We start from the raw sequence: 21,612 nt of genomic DNA, 5'->3' as shown, positions 1-21,612 counted from the left end.
TCAGCCCAGGTTGTCTTGAATCACGCCCAACACTTTGCGCGCTGTCTCAGCTGGCGCGACGGTATTGATGTTCTTCTCGACGGTGACTTGCACGCTTTCGCCAACCTTGCTCAAACGAACCTGATAACGCTCGGCACGGGTTTCGATCTCTTCCTTGGTCGGCGCGCTGCCGAACAGTTTGCCGAAGAAACCTGGCTCGTCGTCTTTCTTCTCGGCCTTTTCAGCCACGTTGATGTAGTACAGGCCCAGGCTGCGGTTGATGTCTTCAACGCGCCAAGGGCCTTGCTCCAACGCACGGCCAACACTGGCCCAGGCACGGTCGAGGTCTTCACCCAGGTTGAGCACCACGTTACCGCTGCCGTCTTCGGTGAGGCTGACGCGGTTAGGGGTGTCGTAGTCACGGGCGGCGAGCAGGGAAACGGAACCGCCCTTCTCGGAGATACGGCTCATGCTGGCGAGCATCTCGTCGACCAGCGCGGCATCGACGCCGGTGTTGACCGAACGCGGGGTGAAATCGACGTTGGCCGTGCTGCCGGCAGGGCGCTCGGCGCTGACCACATAGACTTCACTGGTATTGCGCTGCACGCCTGGCTCGATGCGCACACGCACACGGGCCTCGCTGTCGGCGGCCACACCGCCGGCCAGCAGGCGCTGAGCCATGTTGGCGGACAACTCGCGGCCTTGCTGCCACGCCGTGGTGAACTCACCGGTTTGCGGGCGTTGCTGGTCGAGACGGAAACCGTTGTCCTGGAAGAACTGCACTGCCACCGGCCAGACTTCGGCAGGTGGGCGCTGAGCCACGATCCAGCGGTTGTCGCCACTTTTCTGCAGGCTGTAGTCGCTGGCATCGGCCACTGCCGTGATCGGCTGCGGGCGCGGTACTACGTACTCGCCCTTGACGGTGTCGTCGGCGACGTTGCGTGGGATCGGCAACAAGGGGTCAAGACGCTTGGCGACATTGACATCAGGCGGCAACTGCATCGGTTTGGTTGCTTGCGCTTCCAGGTAATCGCTGCCGCGGTCACGGAAGTAGCCTTCCGGGCCCCATACCCAACCGCAGCCACTGGTGCTGGAGATAATCAAGGCAAGTGCGGAAAGTCCGGCCAATCGCTTCATGCGTAGTGCTTCCTCAATTAAACCAGGACGCCGGACTGGCGCAGGGCCTGTCGCAGCGGTTCGTGACAGGCTTCGCTGAGCCGGGTGAGCGGCAGACGGATACCGTCCGGCATCAGGCCCATCTCAGTCAGCGCCCATTTCACGGGAATAGGATTGGATTCGATAAACAGTGTCTTGTTGAGCGGCATCAGCTTCTCGTGGATCGCACGGGCCGTCGCGGCATCGCCGGCGATGGCGGCCGCGCACATTTCGCTCATGGCACGCGGAGCCACGTTGGCGGTCACGGAAATGTTGCCCTTGCCACCCAGCAGGATCAGTTCGACAGCGGTGGCGTCGTCACCGGAATACACCAGGAAGTCACTGCTCACGCCGGCCAGGATGTCCTTGGCGCGCTGCAGGTCGCCAGTGGCTTCCTTGATACCGATGATGTTCGGCACGGTGGACAGGCGGATCACGGTCTCGGCCTTCATATCGCACGCGGTACGACCCGGTACGTTATAGAGGATCTGCGGGATCTGGACGGCTTCGGCGATGGCTTTGAAGTGCTGGTACAAGCCTTCCTGGGTCGGCTTGTTGTAGTACGGGGTCACCAGCAGGCACGCATCGGCGCCGGCTTTCTTGGCGTTGCGAGTCAGCTCGATCGCTTCGCGCGTGGAGTTGGCGCCCGTTCCGGCGATCACGGCGATGCGGCCCGCAACGCGCTTGACCACGAACTCGATCACCTGGATGTGTTCTTCCACATCGAGGGTGGCCGATTCACCTGTGGTGCCGACCGCCACGATGGCGTTGGTGCCCTCTTGCAGGTGGAAGTCCACCAGTTTGCCCAGGCTGTCCCAGTCGAGACGACCTTGTGCATCCATGGGTGTGACCAGTGCCACCATACTGCCCGCAATCATGCAACCGCTCCTGCCGGAAAAAGAGAGCCGTAATGGTACTGGCGCCAAGATGCTTGTACAAGCGAAGTACCGCGTGAGGATGCGTTCTGGAGCAACTAAACGTCGGGCAATGCCATCATTGGGCCAAAGCACCGCTTCAAGCCGGCCGATCACGCAATGAAAACGCCACCTCCTAGCCCTTGGCGACGCTTTTCGCTACCCTTGATCCTTTGATCGATACGGCCCACACAGTATTGACCGCTCATCGCTTTAGGAAGGCTGCATGTCCACCCCCACAGTTCGCGAACAATTCCTTGTTATCAGTGCCCTCGGCGCCAACCCCATGGAGCTGACCAACGTCCTGTGCCGCGCCAGCCATGAGAACCGCTGCGCCGTCGTAACCTCCCGCCTCACCCGCCACGGCGAGTGCAGCGCGCTGGTCTTGCAGATTTCCGGTTCCTGGGACGCCTTGGCGCGCCTCGAAACCGGCCTGCCGGGCCTGGCCAAGAAACACGATTTCACCGTCAACGTAGTGCGCAGCGCAGCCCTGGAAAACCGCCCGCAGGCCCTGCCTTATGTGGCGTATGTCAGCTCGGCCTACCGCTCGGACATCGTCAACGAGTTGTGCCAGTTCTTCATCGACCACAACGTCGAGCTGGAAAACCTGACCTGCGACACCTACCAGGCCCCGCAAACCGGCGGCACCATGCTCAACGCCACGTTCACCGTGACCCTGCCGGCCGGCGTACAGATCAGTTGGTTGCGCGACCAGTTCCTGGATTTCGCCGATGCCCTGAACCTCGACGCGCTGATCGAGCCATGGCGCCCACAGAACCCAATGTAAGGAAGCATCTATTCATGCCAGTCATGCCGGTAGCCATCGATAAACCTGTCGCCGACTTCGAAGCCCAGGCCACCAGCGGCCAGACTTTCAGCCTCGCAGCTCTCAAGGGCAAGCAAGTGGTGATCTACTTCTACCCCAAGGACAGCACCCCGGGCTGCACCACTGAAGGCCAGGGCTTTCGTGACCAATACGCAGCTTTCCAGGCCGCCAACACTGAAGTGTTTGGTGTGTCGCGTGACAGCGTGAAGTCCCACGAGAACTTCAAGGCCAAGCAGGAATTTCCTTTCGAGCTGATCAGCGACAAGGACGAAGCGGTCTGCCAGCTGTTTGATGTGATCAAGCTCAAGAAGCTGTACGGCAAGGAATACCTGGGCGTTGATCGCAGCACCTTTCTGATCGACAGCGAAGGCGTGCTGCGTCAGGAATGGCGTGGCGTGAAAGTGCCGGGGCATGTGGATGCCGTGTTGGCGGCAGCGCAGGCGCTGAACAAGGCCTGATTGTGCGTCGATAAGGCCGTCAGGCCTTGCGCAACCAATACCGGTACACACCCTCGGCTTCTTCTTCGTGCTCCAGAGTGTGGCCGGCGAGTTTGGCAAAGGTGCGGAAGTCACGCTGGGAGCCAGCGTCGGTGGCGGTCACCTTGAGCACCGCACCGCGGGCCATTTTATTGAGTTCCATCTTGGCCTTGAGCAGGGGCAACGGGCAGTTGAGGCCGCTGGCATCGAGTTCGGCGTCAAAGGCTACAGCGTCGGTCATGGTGTTACTCCAGGCAAACATTTGGGCTGCTTAGAATATCTGGTCCCAGGCGCAGTGTCCGGCTACAGTAAGCTCTTTGTCGAAAGGCTTTGTGCATGACTTTTTTGCGCCCTACCCTGCTGACGCTGGCCTGCCTGCTGGCCTCCCCGGCCTTCGCCGATGAGCTGCCGTCACTTGGTGACGCCAGTTCTGCCATTGTCTCGCCCCAACAGGAATATCAACTGGGCCGCGCCTGGCTGGCCTATTTGCGCGGTCAGGTGTCGCAGCTTAATGACCCGCAACTCAAGGACTACGTAGAAACCAGCGTGTACAAGCTGGTGGAGACCAGCCAGGTCAACGATCGGCGCCTGGAATTCATCCTGATCAACAGCCCGCAGCTCAACGCCTTTGCGGCACCCGGCGGGATCATTGGGGTGAACGGCGGCTTGTTCCTCAATGCCCAGACCGAAGGTGAATACGCGTCGGTACTGGCCCACGAACTGGCGCACTTGTCCCAGCGCCACTTTGCCAGGGGCGTGGAAGCCCAGTCACGCATGCAACTGCCAATGATGGCGGCGCTGCTTGGCGGCATTATTGCCGCCGCCGCGGGTGCCGGCGATGCGGGTATCGCCGCAATTGCCGGCTCACAAGCGGCTGCGATCCAGGAGCAGCGCCGGTTCTCCCGGCAGAACGAACAAGAGGCAGACCGCATCGGCATCCTCAACCTGGAGAAAGCCGGCTACGACCCGCGGTCGATGCCCACCATGTTCGAACGCCTGATGCGTCAGTACCGCTTCGATGCCAAGCCACCGGAGTTCCTGTTGACGCACCCAGTGACCGAATCGCGTATTGCCGACACCCGCAATCGCGCCGAACAGGCCAAACTCGGCGGCAAGGAAGACAGCCTGCGCTATCAACTGATTCGCGCACGCGTGCAATTGAAATACGAAGACACGCCTGGCCTGGCTGCCAAGCGCTTCCAGGCGCAGTTGGACGACAACCCCAAAAACGATGTAGCGCGTTATGGCCTCGCCATTGCGCAGATCAAGGGAGTCCAACTCAAGGAAGCACGGGAAAGCCTGGCACCGCTGCTCGCCAAGGCACCCAATGACATCACCTACAATCTGGCGCAGATCGAACTGGACATCACCAGCAACCGCATGGCGGATGCCCAGCAACGGACTGACCGTATGCTCACCCAGTACCCCAGCAACTATCCGCTGAACCAGGTGCGGGTAGACCTGCTGCTTAAGCAGAACCGCACCGCCGATGCCGAAAAGGCGCTGGATGGCTTGCTCAAGTCACGCCCCGACGATCCGGACGTGTGGTATCAGGTGGCCGAAACACGCGGCCTGTCCGGCAACATCATCGGCTTGCATCAGGCCCGCGCCGAATACTTCGCACTGGTAGGGGACTTCCAGCAGGCCATCCAGCAACTGGACTTTGCCAAGCGCCGCGCAGGCAGTAATTTCCCACTGTCCTCACGTATCGACGCACGTCAGCGTGAGCTGATCGAACAGGAACGCCTGGTGAAAGGGATGATGAGCTAAACCCGTCACCCACAAAAAAGCCCCGCTGCCGTTAACCGGCAGTGGGGCTTTTCGTTTCTATTGCAATACAGGCTTGACGATTACTCGGCCAACTTGAAGGTGATGAAGCTGGCACGACCTTGACGCAGTACGCGCATCGACACCGAACGGTTCTTCGGCAACGCCTTGGCGATGTCGGTGAACTCCTTGGTGGTGTTGATCGCCTGATTGTTCAGGTGAGTGATCACGTCGCCCGGCTGCAGGCCGATCAAGGCGGCTGGGCCGTCCTGGACTTCCTTGATCACCACACCGCTTTGCAGGTCAAACGTCTTCTTCTGCTCGGCGGTCAGTTCAACCACGGCGATGCCCAGGCGGTTACTGCTGCGCTCTGCACCCGGCTTGGCATTACCCAGGGCATCCAGCGTCGCGCCTTCTTCCGGGATCGCACCGACGGTCAGCTCCACGTTCTGGCGCTTGCCGTCACGAATCACTTCCAGTTTGGCTTTGCCGCCGGCCTTGAGCGCGCCGACCAGATGAGGCAGGTCCGCCGACATGACGATGGGTTGGCCGTTCATGCTCAGAATCACGTCGCCGACTTTCAGGCCGCCTTTGGCCGCTGGACCATTGTCCTGGATTTGCGCAACCAGAGCACCGGCCGGCTTGTCGAGGCCGAAGGATTCAGCCAGGTCTTTGTTGACTTCCTGGATCACTACGCCCAACCAGCCACGGCTGACTTTGCCACCGCTTTTGAGCTGATTGGAGACGTCCATGGCCACGTCGATCGGGATCGCGAAAGACACGCCCATGAAACCACCGGAACGGGTGTAGATCTGTGAGTTGATGCCTACCACTTCGCCAGCCAGGTTGAACAATGGCCCCCCAGAGTTGCCCGGGTTGATCGGCACGTCGGTCTGGATAAACGGTACGTAGTTTTCATTCGGCAGGCTGCGACCAATAGCACTGACGATACCCTGGGTGACGGTATGGTCAAAGCCGAACGGCGAACCGATCGCGACGACCCATTGGCCGGCCTTCAAGTCCTGGGATTTGCCCAGCTTGAGAACCGGCAGGTCCTTGCCATCGATTTTAAGCAAGGCTACGTCGGAACGCGGGTCGGTACCGATCAGCTTGGCCTTGAGTTCACTGCGATCAGCCAGGCGCACGAGGATTTCGTCGGCATCGGCAATCACGTGGTTGTTGGTCAGAATATAGCCGTCAGGCGAAATGATGAAGCCCGAACCCAGGGATTGGGCTTCGCGCTGACCACCGCCACCACGAGGGGTGCGCGGTTGCGGCATACCGCGCTCGAAGAACTCGCGCAGCATGGGCGGCAAGCCTTCCAGGTCGGGCATCTGCTGGTTCGAAACTTTGCGATCCGGCAGTTTCTGGGTGGTACTGATATTCACCACGGCCGGTGAGGCTTGCTCTACCAGTTGGGTGAAGTCAGGCAGCTCAACTGCTTGCGCAGGCAAGGCCTGACCCAGTACCAGCACTGTGGCGACTATGGATAGGTAAGACTTCAAACGTGGTATCGACATACAGCTCCCGTTACGACGAGCAGGGTTAAGCGACAGGGTCCAATAAACGCCGAATGCGGCAAACGACATTTTTGTTCCGCGAACAAAACAAGGCCAGAGCCAACAAACCCTGACCTATAAAAAACATAGGAAATTTTTGCAAGTGAAAATGCTGATCCAGAAATTTCATACGATCGGCCCTCAACCTAACTTGAGCACAGATTGAAAGGTCAGGATGAACATAGAATTAACAATCTCACGGCTTGGCAGCGGCATTTTCACCGCGTACCGACAGCGCGATACGCTCAGCAGTGCCGACGGGGATCTCCCCTACTACGGTGACCATCATCTCACCGTCAACCGTATTCAAACGCCGAGAAACCGCCACCGTCGGGCCGAGCTGAGCGCGGGTTTCATTCATGTCGGCGCCCTTGGCGGACTCAAGAAATACAGAAAAACGTGCGAGCCCATCATCATACATCAGGCTATCGACGGTCGATTTCGTTTGGCGGTCTTTGCGCGTGGTGCTGCTGACCTGCTGGAAACCAGGCGGCAGCCAATCCAGATGCCACGCCTGGGAGGCAGGCATGTCAGAGGCTTTATCGGTGGAAGCAGCAACAGGCTTGCATTCGCTGCCAGGCTGTAAGTCATGCTCGGCAGGAACGACCGAGGTATCCAGGCGCGCATACTGAAAGCGCTCCAGCAATTGCCCCTGATCATTGAGCAGCAGGGATTTGAGCGGCAGCGCCGTCTCACGATCCAGGTGCAATTCAAAACCGTAGCGGTAGTGATCTCGCGGGCTGATTGACACAATCACAGCATGACGACCGGCCACGCGGGATTTGCCAATGACGGCAAGTTCATAGAATTGAGTGAGTTTTTTTGAATCGAGAGCACGCGAAGGTGCATCAGAAGAGGTGACCAACCCAGCACTCAGATCGCCACTGACGCAGTGCGTCCGGCCATCCAACCGTACGGTTTCCTGAGGCGAGCCGTCCAGTTGCAGCAACCGCTCACGGACATGACCGTCCTGCACACGGTGCCAGATAGCATGGGTAGAAAAACTGCCATTACGTTCGTAGACAAACGTACCTTCAAAGCTTTGCTGCTGCTCTGCACGCCCAAGTCGAGTCAGCCAGTCTTGGGCTTCATCGGCATGGGCGGACTGTGCAATCCAACTACTGAGCAAAAGCGCAAGGAGCGGTATGGCGCGCATAGAGCTCCCTAGCGGATCAGCGGTTTTCCTGACTGGCTGCGCGAGCGTATGGCAGAGCGCTTTCGGTACCTTTGGCGGCCGATTCCTGTGCGTGCTGACGCAGGTAACCTGGCAGACGCTGATCTTGCCAGCCAGATTGCCCTTGAAGCACACCATTGGCCATCGGGCCTGTGGTATCAGAGCTTTCCTTGTAGCCTGCCAGTACAGCCGGGCCTTTGACTTGCGGACCCGCCATGACGGGCTGCTGAGTTTGCTGGGCCAGTTCGGCGCCGGCAATTTCGTCCTGGTTGTACAGGCGAACACCAGCCAGTACGGCGACGGTCACCGAGGCAGCCACTGCCAGTCGACCCAGGCTACGCCACGGGCCACGAGCAGCTTTGGCCGGAACGGCTTCATCAGCCAGCGCGGCAGAAACGGCCGCAGCAATATCCAGACGAGGGATTAAAAGATCCTTGTGCATCACCGCCCGAGCGACTTGGTAACGAGACCAGGTATCACGGGTTTCGGCATCATCAAATGCGTTGAGCACTCGACGAAGTTCCAGTTCATCCGCTTCGTTATCCATCACTGCGGACAGCGATTCCTGCAGGGCATCACGACTCATGGCGGTTCCTCTCTTGGCTGTCGCCGCTGTCTTTAGTTTTCCTGCAACAATGGTTGCAAGGCTTTGTCGATGGCTTCCCGGGCCCGGAAAATCCGTGACCTTACAGTCCCCACCGGACATTGCATGACGCTCGCAATGTCTTCGTAACTCAGACCATCGAATTCACGTAAAGTTAATGCCGTACGCAAATCTTCTGGCAGTTGCTGAATTGTTCGATGGACGGTGCCTTCGATCTCGTCGCGCAGCAATGCACGCTCCGGCGACTCGAGATCTTTGAGGCCGTGATCACCATCGTAAAACTCAGCATCTTCTGAACTGACATCACTGTCTGGTGGGCGGCGGCCGCGAGACACCAGATAGTTCTTCGCCGTGTTAATGGCGATGCGATATAGCCACGTATAAAACGCACTATCACCGCGGAAATTTCCAAGTGCACGGTACGCCTTGATAAAGGCTTCCTGTGCAACGTCCTGCGCTTCATGGGTGTCGTGCACAAACCGCACGATCAACCCGAGAATTTTGTGCTGGTATTTCAGCACTAGCAGATCAAATGCTCGCTTGTCGCCGCGTTGTACGCGCTCGACCAGCTGCTGATCCTCTTCCTGGGTTAGCATGAACACTCCTCGTTGTACTCGAAGGAGGCTTGCATAACTAAACGATCAGGCTTGCAAACATAGACTCGGGCTTTTCGCAAAAGTTCTCCCCCTTCAAGCAAGTTTCCGGCATGCACTGATTTGGCACACACGAAAAACGCAGCCCGGGCGGGGCCGGCTGCGCGAATAATCTTGTCGCCGGTTTCGTGACGCGTCCAATGCTCCCGACGGGCCAATAAACTCAACGTTTTCCCAGCTTTCGGGCAACCTGCTATTGAGTCGGGGCCTATGCAAAAAGTTCCCGTCCCGCCAACCGGCCGTTTCCCAAAGCTGCGCGGCATAATCTCACAATGCCACGAATGCGTGGCTATTGTGCCGCTCCACCCCTCTATATACTAGTGGCCCGTGTGACCCTTTGATTCGCCGATCCAGGCGTCCTGTTTGCGCCGCTCCTTCGGATCGCTTTTTGCGGAATCCTTTCAATGAGCCAACAGTTTCAACACGATGTGCTGGTGATCGGCAGCGGTGCAGCCGGCTTGAGCCTTGCCCTGACCCTGCCCGGCCACCTGCGCATTGCGGTTTTGAGCAAAGGCGACCTGGCCAACGGCTCGACATTCTGGGCCCAGGGCGGCGTCGCGGCGGTACTGGACGACACCGATACGGTGCAATCGCATGTCGAAGACACCCTTAACGCCGGCGGCGGCCTGTGCAATGAGGAGGCCGTGCGCTTCACCGTCGAGCATAGCCGGGAAGCCATCCAATGGCTGATCGACCAAGGTGTGCCCTTCACCCGTGATGAACATGCCGGCAGCGACGACGGCGGCTTTGAGTTCCACCTGACCCGCGAAGGCGGCCACAGCCATCGCCGCATTATTCACGCCGCCGACGCCACGGGTGCCGCGATTTTCAAGACCCTGCTCGACCAGGCTCGCCAACGGCCCAACATCCAATTGCTGGAACAACGCGTCGCCGTCGACCTGATCACCGAAAAACGCCTGGGCCTTGCGGGCGAGCGCTGCCTCGGCGCCTACGTACTCAATCGCACCAGTGGCGAAGTCGATACCTACGGGGCGCGCTTCACTATTCTTGCTTCGGGCGGGGCCGCGAAGGTCTATCTCTATACCAGCAACCCCGACGGTGCTTGTGGCGACGGCATTGCCATGGCCTGGCGATCGGGCTGCCGGGTGGCCAACCTGGAGTTCAATCAGTTCCACCCCACCTGCCTGTACCACCCGCAAGCCAAGAGCTTCCTGATCACCGAAGCCCTGCGCGGCGAAGGTGCGCACTTGAAGCTGCCCAATGGCGAACGCTTCATGCAGCGCTTCGACCCACGCGCCGAGCTGGCACCGCGCGACATTGTCGCCCGCGCCATCGACCACGAGATGAAGCGCCTGGGTATCGATTGCGTCTACCTGGACATCAGCCACAAGCCCGAAGCGTTTATCAAGACCCACTTCCCGACCGTCTATGAACGCTGCCTGACCTTCAATATCGATATCACCAAAGGCCCGATCCCGGTGGTGCCGGCCGCGCACTACACCTGTGGCGGCGTGATGGTTGACCAGCACGGGCGCACCGACGTGCCCGGCCTCTACGCCATCGGTGAAACCAGCTTTACCGGTCTGCACGGCGCCAACCGCATGGCCAGCAATTCGCTGCTCGAGTGCTTCGTGTACGCGCGCTCGGCAGCAGCGGATATCCTTGAGCAACTGCCGCGCATCAAGGTTCCAGCCGCCCTGCCCCGCTGGGACGCCAGCCAGGTCACCGATTCGGACGAAGACGTGATCATCGCGCACAACTGGGACGAGTTGCGGCGTTTCATGTGGGACTACGTGGGCATTGTGCGCACCAACAAGCGCCTGCAACGGGCGCAGCACCGGGTACGTTTGCTGTTGGATGAGATCGACGAGTTCTACAGTAACTATAAGGTCAGCCGCGACCTGATCGAGTTGCGCAACCTTGCCCAAGTGGCCGAGCTGATGATTCGTTCAGCCATGGAACGCAAAGAAAGCCGCGGGCTGCATTACACCCTCGATTACCCACAGATGCTGCCCGAAGCGCGTGACACTATTCTGGTGCCAACCACCTACGGCGGCTGAACTTCAGGCGCACCCGCAGGCGTCGGTGCACATCGGCGCCCAGTGCGTCCTTGGGCACACAGATCGAGCGCACCCGCCGCTCGCCCGGCACTCGATAACGCAGCACCACGATCAGCGGCAACGCCAGGCTGTCGGGGCGCAGCTGCACCGCGTGCCAGCCGCGTGCGGCGCTGAATAATTGCCAGCCATCGTCGTCACGGCGCAGGCCACGAATCGACGAACGGTGAGTAAGCAGAACATGGCGCGGTAGCACCCACGCGCAGTGTGCCAGGCATAACAGGATGCCGAGGCTTGAATAAGGCAGGTTCAAAACCAGCAGGCTACCCATCGCGAACAGTTGGGCAAGCAGATACGCCGCCAGCAACAGCCGCGAAGCCTGCCAGCGACATTCAAAACGATTACTTGGGCTGGACACGATCCAGGATCATCCGAACCATGCGCTGCAGCTCTGGATCTTCAGATTCAGCGCGCTCCATGAACCAGCCGAACATGTCCTGATCTTCACAGGTCAGCAACCTGACGTAGAGCTCGCGGTCCACCTGATCGAGCGTTGCGTACACCTCTTTGGTGAAAGGCACCAGCAATACATCCAGCTCCAGCATGCCACGACGGCTGTGCCAGTAGAGGCGATTGATTTCTACATCTTCGACCATGGAGCCCTCCTCAAATAGAGCGCAAGTATACAGGCCCGGCGACACCGGAACAGTCGGCTTTGGTCGCCCGCGACGAAACTATGCATTTGCCGGACGCCCCTCTATGATGCACCCATGACTTTTTAACCTGCGATGACCCATGGCTGACTCTGCTTTCTTCTGCCCCCTGTCCCACGAAGGCGTTCTCGCCGTCCGCGGTTCTGATGCTGCCAAATTCCTGCAAGGCCAGCTGACCTGCAACCTCAATTACCTGAGTGATACCCAGGCCAGCCTGGGCGCGCGCTGCACGCAAAAAGGCCGGATGCAGTCCAGCTTCCGCATCCTGCTGCAAGGTGACGGCGTGCTCCTGGCCATGGCCACGGAGCTGCTCGAACCGCAGTTGGCAGACCTGAAGAAATACGCGGTGTTCTCCAAATCCAAACTTACCGACGAAAGCTCCGCCTGGGTACGCTTCGGGCTGGCGGACGCAGACACGCCCCTGGCCGCCCTTGGCCTGGCGCTACCCGCCGAAACCGACAGCGTGGTGCGCACCGACACCTTGATCGCTATTCGCGTGTCCCCTGGCCGTGCCGAACTCTGGGTGCCCACCGAACAAGCCGACACCGTGCGCAACCAACTGGCCGCACAATTGCCACAAGCTGAGTTGAATGCCTGGCTGCTTGGCCAGATTCGCGCGGGTATCGGCCAGGTAATGGCGCAGACCCGCGAACTGTTCATCCCGCAGATGCTCAACCTGCAAGCCGTGGGCGGCGTCAGTTTCAAGAAAGGCTGCTACACCGGCCAGGAAATCGTCGCGCGCATGCAATATCTGGGCAAACTCAAGCGGCGCCTGTATCGACTAAGCCTTGAAGCCACGCAATTACCCGAGCCCGGCACGCCGTTGTTTTCCCCAGGCCATAACAGCGCGGTTGGCGAGGTCGTGATCGCGGCAAAAGCTGACCAGTCGATTGAACTTCTCGCTGTGCTGCAAGCCGAAGCTGCCGAGAGTGGCGACGTGCGTACAGGCAGCCTGGAAGGCCCCGGCCTGCAGCTGCTTGATCTGCCTTACCAACTGGACCGTGATCGCGAGATACAGCGTTAATCGCCATACCTTTTTGCAGCACCCTAGAGAGCATGAATGAACAAGCTGGCGGAAAAAGTCCAACAGGCGTTGGTGACGGCCATCGACAACGATGACCTGGTTCTGCCGACATTGCCGGAGGTGGCCCTGAAAATTCGCCAGGCCGCCGAAGACCCTGAGATCAGCATCAGTCATTTGAGCAAGGTGATCAGTCGCGACACCGCCCTGTCGGCGCGCCTGATCAAGGTGGTCAACAGCCCGCTGTTACGGGCGAGCCAGGAAGTCACCGACCTTCACACGGCCATCACGCGGCTGGGCACCAACTACAGCAGCAACCTGGCCATCGGCCTGGTGATGGAGCAGATTTTTCACGCCCGCTCCGAAGTGGTCGCACAGAAAATGCGCGATGTGTGGTGCCGTAGCCTGGAAGTCGCCGGCGTCAGCTATGCCTTGTGTCGCCGGCATAGTCACCTCAAGGCCGACCAGGCGGCCCTCGGCGGGTTGGTGCATCAGATCGGCGTGCTGCCGATCCTCACCTACGCCGAAGACCACTACGAGCTGCTTTCCGACCCGGTCAGCCTCAACCACGTCATCGAAAGCATTCATCCGTTACTGGGCGACAAACTGCTGAGTCGCTGGGACTTCCCCGAAATGCTGGCGAAACTGCCGGGCCAGTACCTGAACCTGGAACGCAACTCTGCCACACTCGACTATGTGGATCTGGTGCAGATCGCCGTGCTCTACTGCCATCACAACACCGACCATCCGCTGGCGAAAGTCGACATTACCAGCGTGCCTGCGATGAAAAAGCTGCGAATTGATCTCTACAGCGAAAAGACGCGCACCGAACTGGATGAAGCCCGGTCGATGTTCTACTGATCAACCGCCGATAAAACTCACGCGCACTTTCAACCCGGCCAACTCGCCATCATGCAGGCTGATCTGCGCCAGGTGCGCACGGCAGATCTCCCCGACAATCGCCAGCCCCAAGCCAGACCCCATGCCCTGCTGGCTACGGCGATAAAAGCGCTCGAATACCCGGTCCCGCTCATCCAACGGGATGCCTGGGCCATCATCCTCAACCTCCAGCACCGCCGGCGCGGTCACGCGCAAAATCACATTGCCGCCAGGTGGCGTATGGGCCATAGCGTTGTCCACCAGATTGCTCAGCAGCTCATTCAACAGCGTCGGTTCACCGCGCAACCAGACCGGCTCGTCCGCCTCCAGTGCCAAGGCCACCCCGCGCGCGTGAGCCAGCGGCGCCATGGCCATGCCCAGTTCGCGCGCCAGCTGGCTGAGGTCGAGCAACTGCGCGCCCCCTTCAGCAATGGCTCGGGCACCGTTTTCGATACGGGCCAGCGACAACAATTGATTGGCCAGATGGGTCAGGCGGTCGGTGCCCTGGGCAGCGCTTTCCAGGGTGCTGTGCCAGGTGGCCGGCTCCTGGGCACGCAAGCCCAGTTCCAGGCGAGCCTTGAGCGCCGCCAAGGGCGTACGCAGTTCGTGGGCTGCATCGGCAATAAACTGGGCCTGGCGCTCGAACTGGCCGCGCAGACGTTCGGTGAAATGGTTGAGGGAGCGCACCAGCGGGCCGAACTCATCCTGAACTTCCACCAATGGCAGCGGCCGCAAATCATCGGGTTGGCGTTCTTCCACCGCTGTACGCAGGCGTTCGAGCGGACGCAGTGCAGCGCTCACCGCAAACCACACCAGCAGCAACGCGCCGATGGCCAGCATCCCCAGGCGCAGCAAGGTGTCGGCCATCAAGCTGCGGGCCATGGCAACGCGTGCTTCGTCGGTCTCCGCGACACGAATCTCGGCCATGCCATTCATGTTCGGCTCGGAGACGGCCTTGAGCAGGCTCACCACTCGCACGTGCTGGCCCTGGTACATGGCGTTGTAGAAGCGCGCCAGGGCCGGGTAATCGTCGGTGCGGGGAGTGCCGGGCGGCGGGCCTGGGAGGTTTTCGTAACCGGATATCAGCTTCTGGTGGATATCGTTGACCTGATAATAGATGCGCCCGGCACTGTCGTAGGCGAAGGTGTCGAGGGCCACATACGGCACATTTGCGCTGAGGGTGCCGTCCACCTGGGTCAAGCCTGCGGCAATGGTGCGCGCCGAAGCCAACAGCGTGCGGTCATAGGCCGTGTCGGCGGCTTCGCGCCCGTTCCAGTAGGCGCTCATGCCGCTGGCGAGCATCAACAGCACCAGCAACAGCGCCAGGTTCCACAGCAAGCGCCAGCGCAGACTGCTGGGCTTATGCATCGCGGGCTTCCAGCAAGTAGCCCAGGCCGCGGAACGTCACGATGGCGATGGGCTGGCCGTCGAGCTTCTTGCGCAGGCGATGCACGTAGATTTCGATGGCATCGGGGCTGGCCTCCTCGTCCAGGCCGAAAACCTGAGAGGCCAATTGCTCTTTGCTCATCACGCGGCCGGGTCGGGCGATCAAGGCTTCGAGCACGGCTTGCTCGCGGGAGGTCAACGTCATCAATTCACCGCCAACCGTGAAGCGTCGTGTGTCCAGGTCGTATACCAGCACCCCGCACGTCTGCTGGCGCTCCCCACCCAGTACGCTGCGGCGCAGCAGCGCCTTGACCCGCGCTTCCAGCTCTGTCAGTTCGAACGGCTTGGCGAGGTAGTCATCGGCGCCCAGGTTCAGGCCGTGCACGCGGTCTTTGACATCACTGCGTGCCGTCAGCATCAGCACCGGCAGGTTTTTCCCTCGGGCCCGCAAGCGCGCCAGCACCTCGAAACCATCCATGCGCGGCAGGCCCACATCGAGGATCGCCGCCGCGTATTCCTCGCTGCCCAAGGCCAGGTCCGCGGCCACACCATCGTGCAGCACGTCGACGGTCAGACCCATGCCCTTGAGCGCTTGCGCAACACTTTCGGCAAGTTGCAGATGGTCTTCAACCAGGAGGACACGCATGGATTTCTACCTCATGAGGAGTGGTCGGCGCGGCGTTTTATTGGCCCGCTGGCCGGCGAGTTTACAGGCGCAACTTGCCCTGTGAAGCCCGAAAACATTGAAAGACAATTGAAAGGTTAGTGAAAGCTTCGCCCTTTAGCATCCAGCTACGGTGGTTTCTGCCCGCCGAGCTGCCTCATCCGTAGCGCCCGAAAAACGCCTCGAAGCGTTTTCGCCAAAAATAAGAACAATAATGGAGTCCATCACGATGCTGTCGACACAGCCCCAGGCTTGCACGCCTGTTCGTTCTTGCCTTCTGAACCACACCGCTCTCGCCAGTGCTTGCGCCCTCGCCGGCTTTTCGCCGCTAAGTCAGGCTGCCTTCTTCGAAGACAGTAGCGCGACCCTGGAAACCCGCAACATGTACTTCAACCGCGACTTTCGCGACGGTACACGTGCGCAGCAATCCAAACGCGACGAATGGGCCCAGGGCTTTATGCTCAACCTGCAATCGGGCTACACCGACGGCACTGTCGGTTTTGGCGTGGATGCGCTGGGTATGCTCGGCCTCAAGCTCGACTCCAGCCCCGACCGCACCGGCACCGGGTTGCTGCCGACCCACGACGACGGCCGTGCCGCCAATGAGTACTCCAAGCTGGGCCTGACCGGCAAAGTGAAAATCTCCGCCACCGAGCTGAAGGTCGGCGCGCTGATACCCGAATTGCCGATCCTCAAGCCCAACGACGGTCGCATCCTGCCGCAGACCTTCAACGGTGGCTTGATCACCTCCAAGGAATTCAAGAACCTGGTATTCACCGGCGGCCGCCTGGACAAAGCCAAAGACCGCGACGACACCAACTACGAAGATATCGCGCTCAACAACAAGAACAGCCGCTTCCTCAGTGGCGCCACCGGCAAGCACTTCAACTTCGGCGGCGTGGACTACAAGTTCGCCGAAAAAATCACCGGCAGCTATCACTTCGCCCAACTCGATGACGTGTACCGCCAGCATTTCCTCGGCCTGGTCGCCGCGCGCCCGATGGGCCCCGGCACCTTTGCCGCCGACCTGCGCATGGCCATCAGTGACGACACCGGCAGCGCCCGCGGCGGCAATATCGACAACACATCCCTCAACGGCCTGTTCAGCTATGCCCTCAATGGCCATAAGCTCAGCGCCGGCTACCAGCACATGTCGGGCGACAGCGCCTTTCCGTATGTGGATGGCAGCGACCCGTACCTGGTCAACTTCGTACAGATCAACGACTTTGCCGGCGCCGAAGAACGCTCCTGGCAGGCACGCTACGACTACGATTTCGCCAAGCTTGGGATTCCAGGCCTGAGTTTCATGAGCCGTTATCTGTCGGGCGACAACATCAAGCTCAAGAACGGCCAAACGGGCAAAGAGTGGGAGCGCAACAGCGAGATCAAGTACGTGGTGCAAAGCGGCACGTTCAAGGATGTGGCCGTGCGCCTGCGTAACGCGACCTATCGCTCCAACTATTCAGCCCGTGATGCGGATGAAATGCGCTTGCTGGTCAGCTATAGCATTGCCCTTTGGTAAATGTGCGTTGGTACTAAAACCTTATAACAACAACGATGGAGATAACCATGAACCCTTCACTGCGTAAATTTGCCCTCGCCGCCGGCTGCATGTTGTTCGCCGGCCAGTTGCTGGCCGCCGACGAGCCCAAGCGCCCGGAATGTATCGCCCCGGCCTCACCTGGCGGCGGTTTTGACCTGACCTGCAAGCTGGCGCAAAGCGCGCTGGTCAACCAGAAGCTGCTGAGCAAGCCGATGCGTGTGACCTACATGCCCGGCGGCGTTGGCGCGGTGGCCTACAACGCAGTGGTTGCCCAGCGCCCTGCGGACGCAGGCACTTTGGTGGCCTGGTCCAGTGGTTCGCTGCTGAACCTGGCCCAGGGCAAGTTCGGTCGCTTTGATGAAAGCGCCGTGCGCTGGCTGGCGGCGGTAGGCACCAGCTACGGTGCCATCGCAGTGAAAAACGATTCGCCCTACAAGACCCTCGACGATCTCGTAAAAGCCTTGAAGAAAGATCCGGGCAGCGTAGTGATAGGTTCCGGCGGCACCGTCGGCAGCCAGGACTGGATGCAAACCGCGCTGATCGCCAAGGCTGCCGGGATCAACCCGCGTGAACTGCGTTATGTGGCCCTTGAAGGCGGCGGTGAAATCGCTACCGCGCTGCTCGGCGGTCATATCCAGGTGGGGAGTACCGACATCTCCGACTCCATGCCGCACATCCTCAGCGGTGACATGCGCCTGTTGGCGGTGTTCTCCGAGAAACGCCTGGACGAGCCGGAAATGAAAGACATCCCCACCGCCAAGGAGCAAGGCTACGACATCGTCTGGCCGGTGGTACGCGGTTTCTACCTGGGGCCAAAAGTCAGCGATGCCGACTACGCCTGGTGGAAAGACGCCTTCGACAAGCTGCTGGCCTCCGACGAGTTCGCCAAGCTGCGTGACCAGCGCGAGCTGTTCCCGTTCGCCATGACCGGCCCGGAGCTGGACACCTACGTGAAGAAACAGGTGGCTGACTACAAAGTGCTGGCCAAAGAGTTCGGCCTGATCCAGTAAACGCCCGTCATTTGTGTAATGCCCCTGTAGGAGCGAGCTTGCTCGCGAAGAACCCAAGGACATCCACGTGCGTCCAGACAGCACGCGTTATCGTTGAAGTTTTTTGCGAGCAAGCTCGCTTCTACAAGAGGGGCCTTGGAGTTTTCTATGCTCTTACAACGCATTTTCGCTGCAGCGCTGTTGCTGGCCTGCGCCGGCCTGGCCCTGATGGCCTGGCCGTATCAGGCGGCGTTTTCCTACGAGCCGGTCGGCCCACGTGCCTACCCGCTGCTGATGCTCGGGCTGATGAGCCTGGCGCTGATCTACATGCTGTTTCGCCCGCAACCGACCAGGCACACCGAAGAAGAACCGGCGCTGGACCGCGAAACCCTGATCAAGATCGGCCTTTGCGTCGCGCTGTTGCTCGTGTTCGCCGCCACCTTCGAATCCCTGGGGTTCATTCTCAGCAGCATGTTGATCGGCATTCCAATGGCGCGCCTGTATGGCGGCCGCTGGATGCCCAGCGTGGTGATCGTCGGCCTGATGGCTATCGGCTTGTACCTGCTGTTCGATAAAGCCATGGATGTGCCGTTGCCCCTCGGCCTGCTCGACGTTCTGGAGAACTGATATGGATACTTTTGGCTATTTGGGCCAGGGTTTCGGCGTCGCGCTGAGCCCGTACAACCTGGTGACCGCGCTGTGCGGCACTTTGATCGGCACCGTGGTGGGCCTGCTGCCGGGCCTGGGCCCGATCAACGGCGTGGCGCTGTTGATCCCCATCGCATTCGCCCTGGGCCTGCCGCCGGAGTCGGCTTTGATCCTGCTCGCAGCGGTGTACCTGGGTTGCGAATACGGCGGCCGCATCAGCTCGATCCTGCTCAACATCCCGGGCGAAGCGTCCACCGTGATGACTACCCTCGACGGTTACCCGATGGCCCGCAAAGGCCTGGCTGGCGTAGCGCTGTCGTTGTCGGCATGGAGTTCGTTCATCGGTGCGTTTATCGCTACCTGCGGCATGGTGCTGTTTGCCCCACTGCTGGCCAAATGGGCGATTGCCTTCGGCCCGGCGGAATATTTCGTACTGATGGTGTTTGCGATTGTGTGCCTGGGCGGCATGGCCGGTGACAAGCCGCTGAAGACCTTCGTGGCGGCGCTGATCGGGCTGTTCCTCTCGGCAGTGGGCATCGACGCCAACAGCGGCGTGTACCGCTTTACCGGGGATAACATCCACCTCACCGATGGCATCCAGTTTGTGGTGCTGGTGCTGGGCCTGTTCTCCATCAGCGAGATCCTGCTGCTGCTGGAAAAAACCCACCGTGGTCAGGAAGCGGTCAAGGCCACCGGACGCATGATGTTCAACCTGAAGGAAGCGGGTGCGGTGTTCGTGGTTAACATCCGTTGCGGCCTGCTCGGTTTCATCATGGGCGTATTGCCGGGCGCCGGTGCAACCCTTGCGTCCGCCGTTGCCTACATGACCGAAAAACGCATGGCCGGTGCCAGCGGCAAGTTCGGCCAGGGCGATATGCGCGGCCTGGCGGCACCGGAAACCGCCATTGGGGCGTCCGCCTGTGGCGCCTTGGTGCCGATGCTAACGCTCGGCGTGCCAGGTTCGGGCACCACTGCGGTGATGATCGGCGCCCTGTCGCTGTACAACATCACCCCAGGCCCGCTGCTGTTTCAACAGCAACCCGACATCGTCTGGGGCCTGATCGCATCGTTGTTCATTGCCAACATCATGCTGGTGATCCTCAACATCCCGATGATCCGTATCTTCACCCGTATCCTCGCCGTGCCGAACTGGGCACTGGTACCGGTGATCGCGATCATTACCGCGATTGGTGTGTATGCGGTGCATGCCACCACCTTCGACCTGTTCCTGATGGTCGGCATCGGCATCTTCGGCTACATCCTGCGCAAGCTGGATTTCCCGCTGTCGCCGGTATTGCTGGGCTTTATCCTCGGCGGTCTGATGGAACAGAACCTGCGCCGTGCGTTGTCGATTTCCAATGGTGCGCTGGAGATCCTGTGGTCGAGCCCGATCACCTTTGGTGTATGGGTACTGACAGCGCTGATGCTGATGTTCCCGCTGGTTCGCATCTACCGCAAACGGGCCCTGCAGCGTCGTGCCGTGGCTGATGTCTGAAGTCACCTTTAAACATTGGTGGGGAACACCGCTGGTCGGCCTGGCCGGCGGTTACCTGGCCAGCCTGGTCGGCTGGCCGTTGCCGTACATGGTCGGCGCGTTGCTGGCGATCATCCTGGTGCGCTGCCTCACGCCCTGGCAATTGGCGGAGATTCCCGGCGGGCGCAAATGCGGGCAATGGGTGGTGGGTATCGGCATCGGCCTGCATTTCACGCCGGTGGTGATCGAACAGGTGATGAGCCACTTCGGCCTGATCTTTTTCGGTGCTCTGGTGACCAGTTTTTCGAGCGTGGTCGGCGTGTGGTTGATGCGCCGCAGTGGGGAAGATCGCGCCACGGCGTTTTTCTCCAGCATGCCGGGCGGCTCCGGCGAGATGGTCAACCTCGGCGCCCGCAACGGCGCGGTGCTCAGCCGGGTGGCGGCAGGACAAAGCCTGCGTGTGCTGGTGGTGGTGTTGTGTGTGCCGGCGATCTTCAAGTATTTGCTGGGCGGCGGTGCACCGCAGTTTCACCCGGCGCCTGTGGACTGGGCCTGGCTGGCCCTGCTGTTCCCGGTAGGTGCGCTGGTGGCCTGGGGCTGGCAGCGTCTACGTCAGCCCAATCCCTGGCTGTTCGGGCCATTGCTGGTGAGCGCCATCGCCAGTGTGACGTGGGACTTGCACATCGGCCTGCCCGACGGCGGCAGCCAGATCGGCCAATGGCTGATCGGCAGCGGTTTGGGCTGCCACTTCAATCGGCAGTTCTTCCGCAGCGCACCGGCGTTCATGGGCCGCACCTTGACTGGCACGGCCTTGACCATGGCGCTCGCCACGTTGGCAGCGGTAGGGTTGAGTGCGCTGACCCACCTGGACCTGCGCTCACTGACGCTGGGCATGATGCCTGGCGGCATTGCCGAGATGAGCCTGACGGCAGAGACCCTGCAATTGTCGGTGCCGTTGGTGACGGCGATGCAGGTGATGCGTTTATTGTTTGTGTTGTTTCTGGCGGAGCCGTTATTCAGGCATTGGGACCGTCAGGCCTGATCAGGGATGGTGCACTGGGGCTAGCCGTTTATCGGAACTGTCATTTCTAACAGGTAGGCAACCTAAGCCACGCCGCGTTGAATGATTGTTGCGCCTACTTCTAGCCGAAGTAAAGGCGGACGAGGCAC

Annotated in this window: 22 protein-coding genes; 11 read left to right on the top strand and 11 right to left on the bottom strand. The window is 60.4% G+C overall.

Features of this window, described 5'->3' with window-relative positions:
• Together bamC and dapA are read right to left on the bottom strand one after the other, a co-directional pair.
• Window positions 1-1,116, bottom strand: a complete 1,116-nt coding sequence (bamC, locus tag PSEBG33_RS19245; protein ID WP_005786026.1) for an outer membrane protein assembly factor BamC — start codon at window positions 1,114-1,116, stop codon at window positions 1-3.
• 17 nt (window positions 1,117-1,133) lie between these two features.
• Window positions 1,134-2,012: a 4-hydroxy-tetrahydrodipicolinate synthase gene (dapA, locus tag PSEBG33_RS19250; RefSeq protein WP_005786024.1), complete on the bottom strand. Its 879-nt coding sequence runs from the start codon at window positions 2,010-2,012 to the stop codon at window positions 1,134-1,136.
• Window positions 2,013-2,274: 262 nt separating this feature from the next.
• On the opposite strand from dapA, the gene PSEBG33_RS19255 reads away from it, so the two are divergent.
• Both PSEBG33_RS19255 and PSEBG33_RS19260 read left to right on the top strand, forming a co-directional pair.
• Window positions 2,275-2,835, top strand: a complete 561-nt coding sequence (locus PSEBG33_RS19255) for a glycine cleavage system protein R (RefSeq protein WP_003189463.1) — start codon at window positions 2,275-2,277, stop codon at window positions 2,833-2,835.
• Window positions 2,836-2,858: 23 nt separating this feature from the next.
• Window positions 2,859-3,332, top strand: a complete 474-nt coding sequence (locus tag PSEBG33_RS19260) for a peroxiredoxin (protein ID WP_005786022.1) — start codon at window positions 2,859-2,861, stop codon at window positions 3,330-3,332.
• 19 nt (window positions 3,333-3,351) lie between these two features.
• On the opposite strand, the gene PSEBG33_RS19265 is transcribed toward PSEBG33_RS19260, so the two are convergent.
• Entirely contained in the window at window positions 3,352-3,591 is a 240-nt protein-coding gene (locus tag PSEBG33_RS19265; protein WP_005786019.1) for a sulfurtransferase TusA family protein, read from the bottom strand.
• Between the two features lie 95 nt (window positions 3,592-3,686).
• On the opposite strand from PSEBG33_RS19265, the gene PSEBG33_RS19270 reads away from it, so the two are divergent.
• The gene (locus tag PSEBG33_RS19270) at window positions 3,687-5,120 is read left to right on the top strand and encodes a M48 family metalloprotease (RefSeq protein ID WP_005786017.1); all 1,434 of its coding nucleotides are present in this window, start codon (window positions 3,687-3,689) and stop codon (window positions 5,118-5,120) included.
• Between the two features lie 80 nt (window positions 5,121-5,200).
• Here the strand turns inward: PSEBG33_RS19270 and PSEBG33_RS19275 are convergent, their stop codons facing one another.
• From PSEBG33_RS19275 to rpoE, 4 genes are all read right to left on the bottom strand, one after another.
• Window positions 5,201-6,637, bottom strand: a complete 1,437-nt coding sequence (locus PSEBG33_RS19275) for a DegQ family serine endoprotease (protein ID WP_005786015.1) — start codon at window positions 6,635-6,637, stop codon at window positions 5,201-5,203.
• Window positions 6,638-6,872: 235 nt separating this feature from the next.
• On the bottom strand, window positions 6,873-7,832 hold the full coding sequence (locus tag PSEBG33_RS19280; RefSeq protein ID WP_005786013.1) for a MucB/RseB C-terminal domain-containing protein: 960 nt from the start codon (window positions 7,830-7,832) through the stop codon (window positions 6,873-6,875).
• Window positions 7,833-7,848: 16 nt separating this feature from the next.
• Complete coding sequence (locus PSEBG33_RS19285) at window positions 7,849-8,436, bottom strand: sigma-E factor negative regulatory protein (protein ID WP_005786011.1); 588 nt, start codon at window positions 8,434-8,436, stop codon at window positions 7,849-7,851.
• Between the two features lie 32 nt (window positions 8,437-8,468).
• Entirely contained in the window at window positions 8,469-9,050 is a 582-nt protein-coding gene (gene rpoE, locus PSEBG33_RS19290) for an RNA polymerase sigma factor RpoE (RefSeq protein WP_003172477.1), read from the bottom strand.
• Between the two features lie 461 nt (window positions 9,051-9,511).
• Between rpoE and nadB the strand changes: the two genes are divergently transcribed.
• Entirely contained in the window at window positions 9,512-11,128 is a 1,617-nt protein-coding gene (nadB, locus tag PSEBG33_RS19295; RefSeq protein WP_005785988.1) for an L-aspartate oxidase, read from the top strand.
• Here nadB and PSEBG33_RS19300 read toward each other — a convergent pair.
• Both PSEBG33_RS19300 and PSEBG33_RS19305 read right to left on the bottom strand, forming a co-directional pair.
• The gene (locus PSEBG33_RS19300) at window positions 11,097-11,543 is read right to left on the bottom strand and encodes a protein YgfX (protein WP_005785987.1); all 447 of its coding nucleotides are present in this window, start codon (window positions 11,541-11,543) and stop codon (window positions 11,097-11,099) included. The two genes, nadB and PSEBG33_RS19300, sit on opposite strands and share 32 nt — an antisense overlap.
• Window positions 11,527-11,781, bottom strand: a complete 255-nt coding sequence (locus PSEBG33_RS19305) for a succinate dehydrogenase assembly factor 2 (protein ID WP_005785986.1) — start codon at window positions 11,779-11,781, stop codon at window positions 11,527-11,529. Before PSEBG33_RS19305 ends, PSEBG33_RS19300 begins: the two co-directional genes overlap by 17 nt.
• Window positions 11,782-11,920: 139 nt before the next feature.
• Here PSEBG33_RS19305 and PSEBG33_RS19310 point away from each other — a divergent pair, with 139 nt between their 5' ends.
• Complete coding sequence (locus tag PSEBG33_RS19310; protein ID WP_005785985.1) at window positions 11,921-12,862, top strand: YgfZ/GcvT domain-containing protein; 942 nt, start codon at window positions 11,921-11,923, stop codon at window positions 12,860-12,862.
• A gap of 36 nt (window positions 12,863-12,898) precedes the next feature.
• Window positions 12,899-13,720: an HDOD domain-containing protein gene (locus PSEBG33_RS19315; protein ID WP_005785984.1), complete on the top strand. Its 822-nt coding sequence runs from the start codon at window positions 12,899-12,901 to the stop codon at window positions 13,718-13,720.
• Here the strand turns inward: PSEBG33_RS19315 and PSEBG33_RS19320 are convergent, their stop codons facing one another.
• Both PSEBG33_RS19320 and PSEBG33_RS19325 read right to left on the bottom strand, forming a co-directional pair.
• Entirely contained in the window at window positions 13,721-15,106 is a 1,386-nt protein-coding gene (locus PSEBG33_RS19320) for a sensor histidine kinase (protein ID WP_005785983.1), read from the bottom strand.
• On the bottom strand, window positions 15,099-15,770 hold the full coding sequence (locus tag PSEBG33_RS19325) for a response regulator (protein ID WP_005785982.1): 672 nt from the start codon (window positions 15,768-15,770) through the stop codon (window positions 15,099-15,101). Before PSEBG33_RS19325 ends, PSEBG33_RS19320 begins: the two co-directional genes overlap by 8 nt.
• A 247-nt stretch (window positions 15,771-16,017) precedes the next feature.
• On the opposite strand from PSEBG33_RS19325, the gene PSEBG33_RS19330 reads away from it, so the two are divergent.
• The 5 genes from PSEBG33_RS19330 to PSEBG33_RS19350 all read left to right on the top strand — a co-directional run bounded on the left by PSEBG33_RS19330 (window position 16,018) and on the right by PSEBG33_RS19350 (window position 21,484).
• Entirely contained in the window at window positions 16,018-17,310 is a 1,293-nt protein-coding gene (locus tag PSEBG33_RS19330) for an OprD family porin (protein WP_005785981.1), read from the top strand.
• Between the two features lie 47 nt (window positions 17,311-17,357).
• On the top strand, window positions 17,358-18,341 hold the full coding sequence (locus PSEBG33_RS19335) for a Bug family tripartite tricarboxylate transporter substrate binding protein (RefSeq protein ID WP_005785980.1): 984 nt from the start codon (window positions 17,358-17,360) through the stop codon (window positions 18,339-18,341).
• A 147-nt stretch (window positions 18,342-18,488) separates the two neighbouring features.
• Window positions 18,489-18,947, top strand: coding sequence for a tripartite tricarboxylate transporter TctB family protein (locus PSEBG33_RS19340; protein WP_005785979.1), 459 nt, complete (start codon window positions 18,489-18,491; stop codon window positions 18,945-18,947).
• 1 nt (window position 18,948) lies between these two features.
• Window positions 18,949-20,463, top strand: a complete 1,515-nt coding sequence (locus PSEBG33_RS19345; RefSeq protein ID WP_005785978.1) for a tripartite tricarboxylate transporter permease — start codon at window positions 18,949-18,951, stop codon at window positions 20,461-20,463.
• Window positions 20,456-21,484, top strand: a complete 1,029-nt coding sequence (locus tag PSEBG33_RS19350; RefSeq protein ID WP_005785977.1) for an AbrB family transcriptional regulator — start codon at window positions 20,456-20,458, stop codon at window positions 21,482-21,484. The genes PSEBG33_RS19345 and PSEBG33_RS19350 overlap by 8 nt, the downstream gene beginning before the upstream one ends.
• Window positions 21,485-21,612: the final 128 nt, after the last annotated feature.

Origin of the sequence: Pseudomonas synxantha BG33R, assembly GCF_000263715.2 — a bacterium.
Lineage (GTDB): Bacteria > Pseudomonadota > Gammaproteobacteria > Pseudomonadales > Pseudomonadaceae > Aquipseudomonas > Aquipseudomonas synxantha_A.
This window is presented reverse-complemented; position numbering and strand designations above follow the sequence as displayed.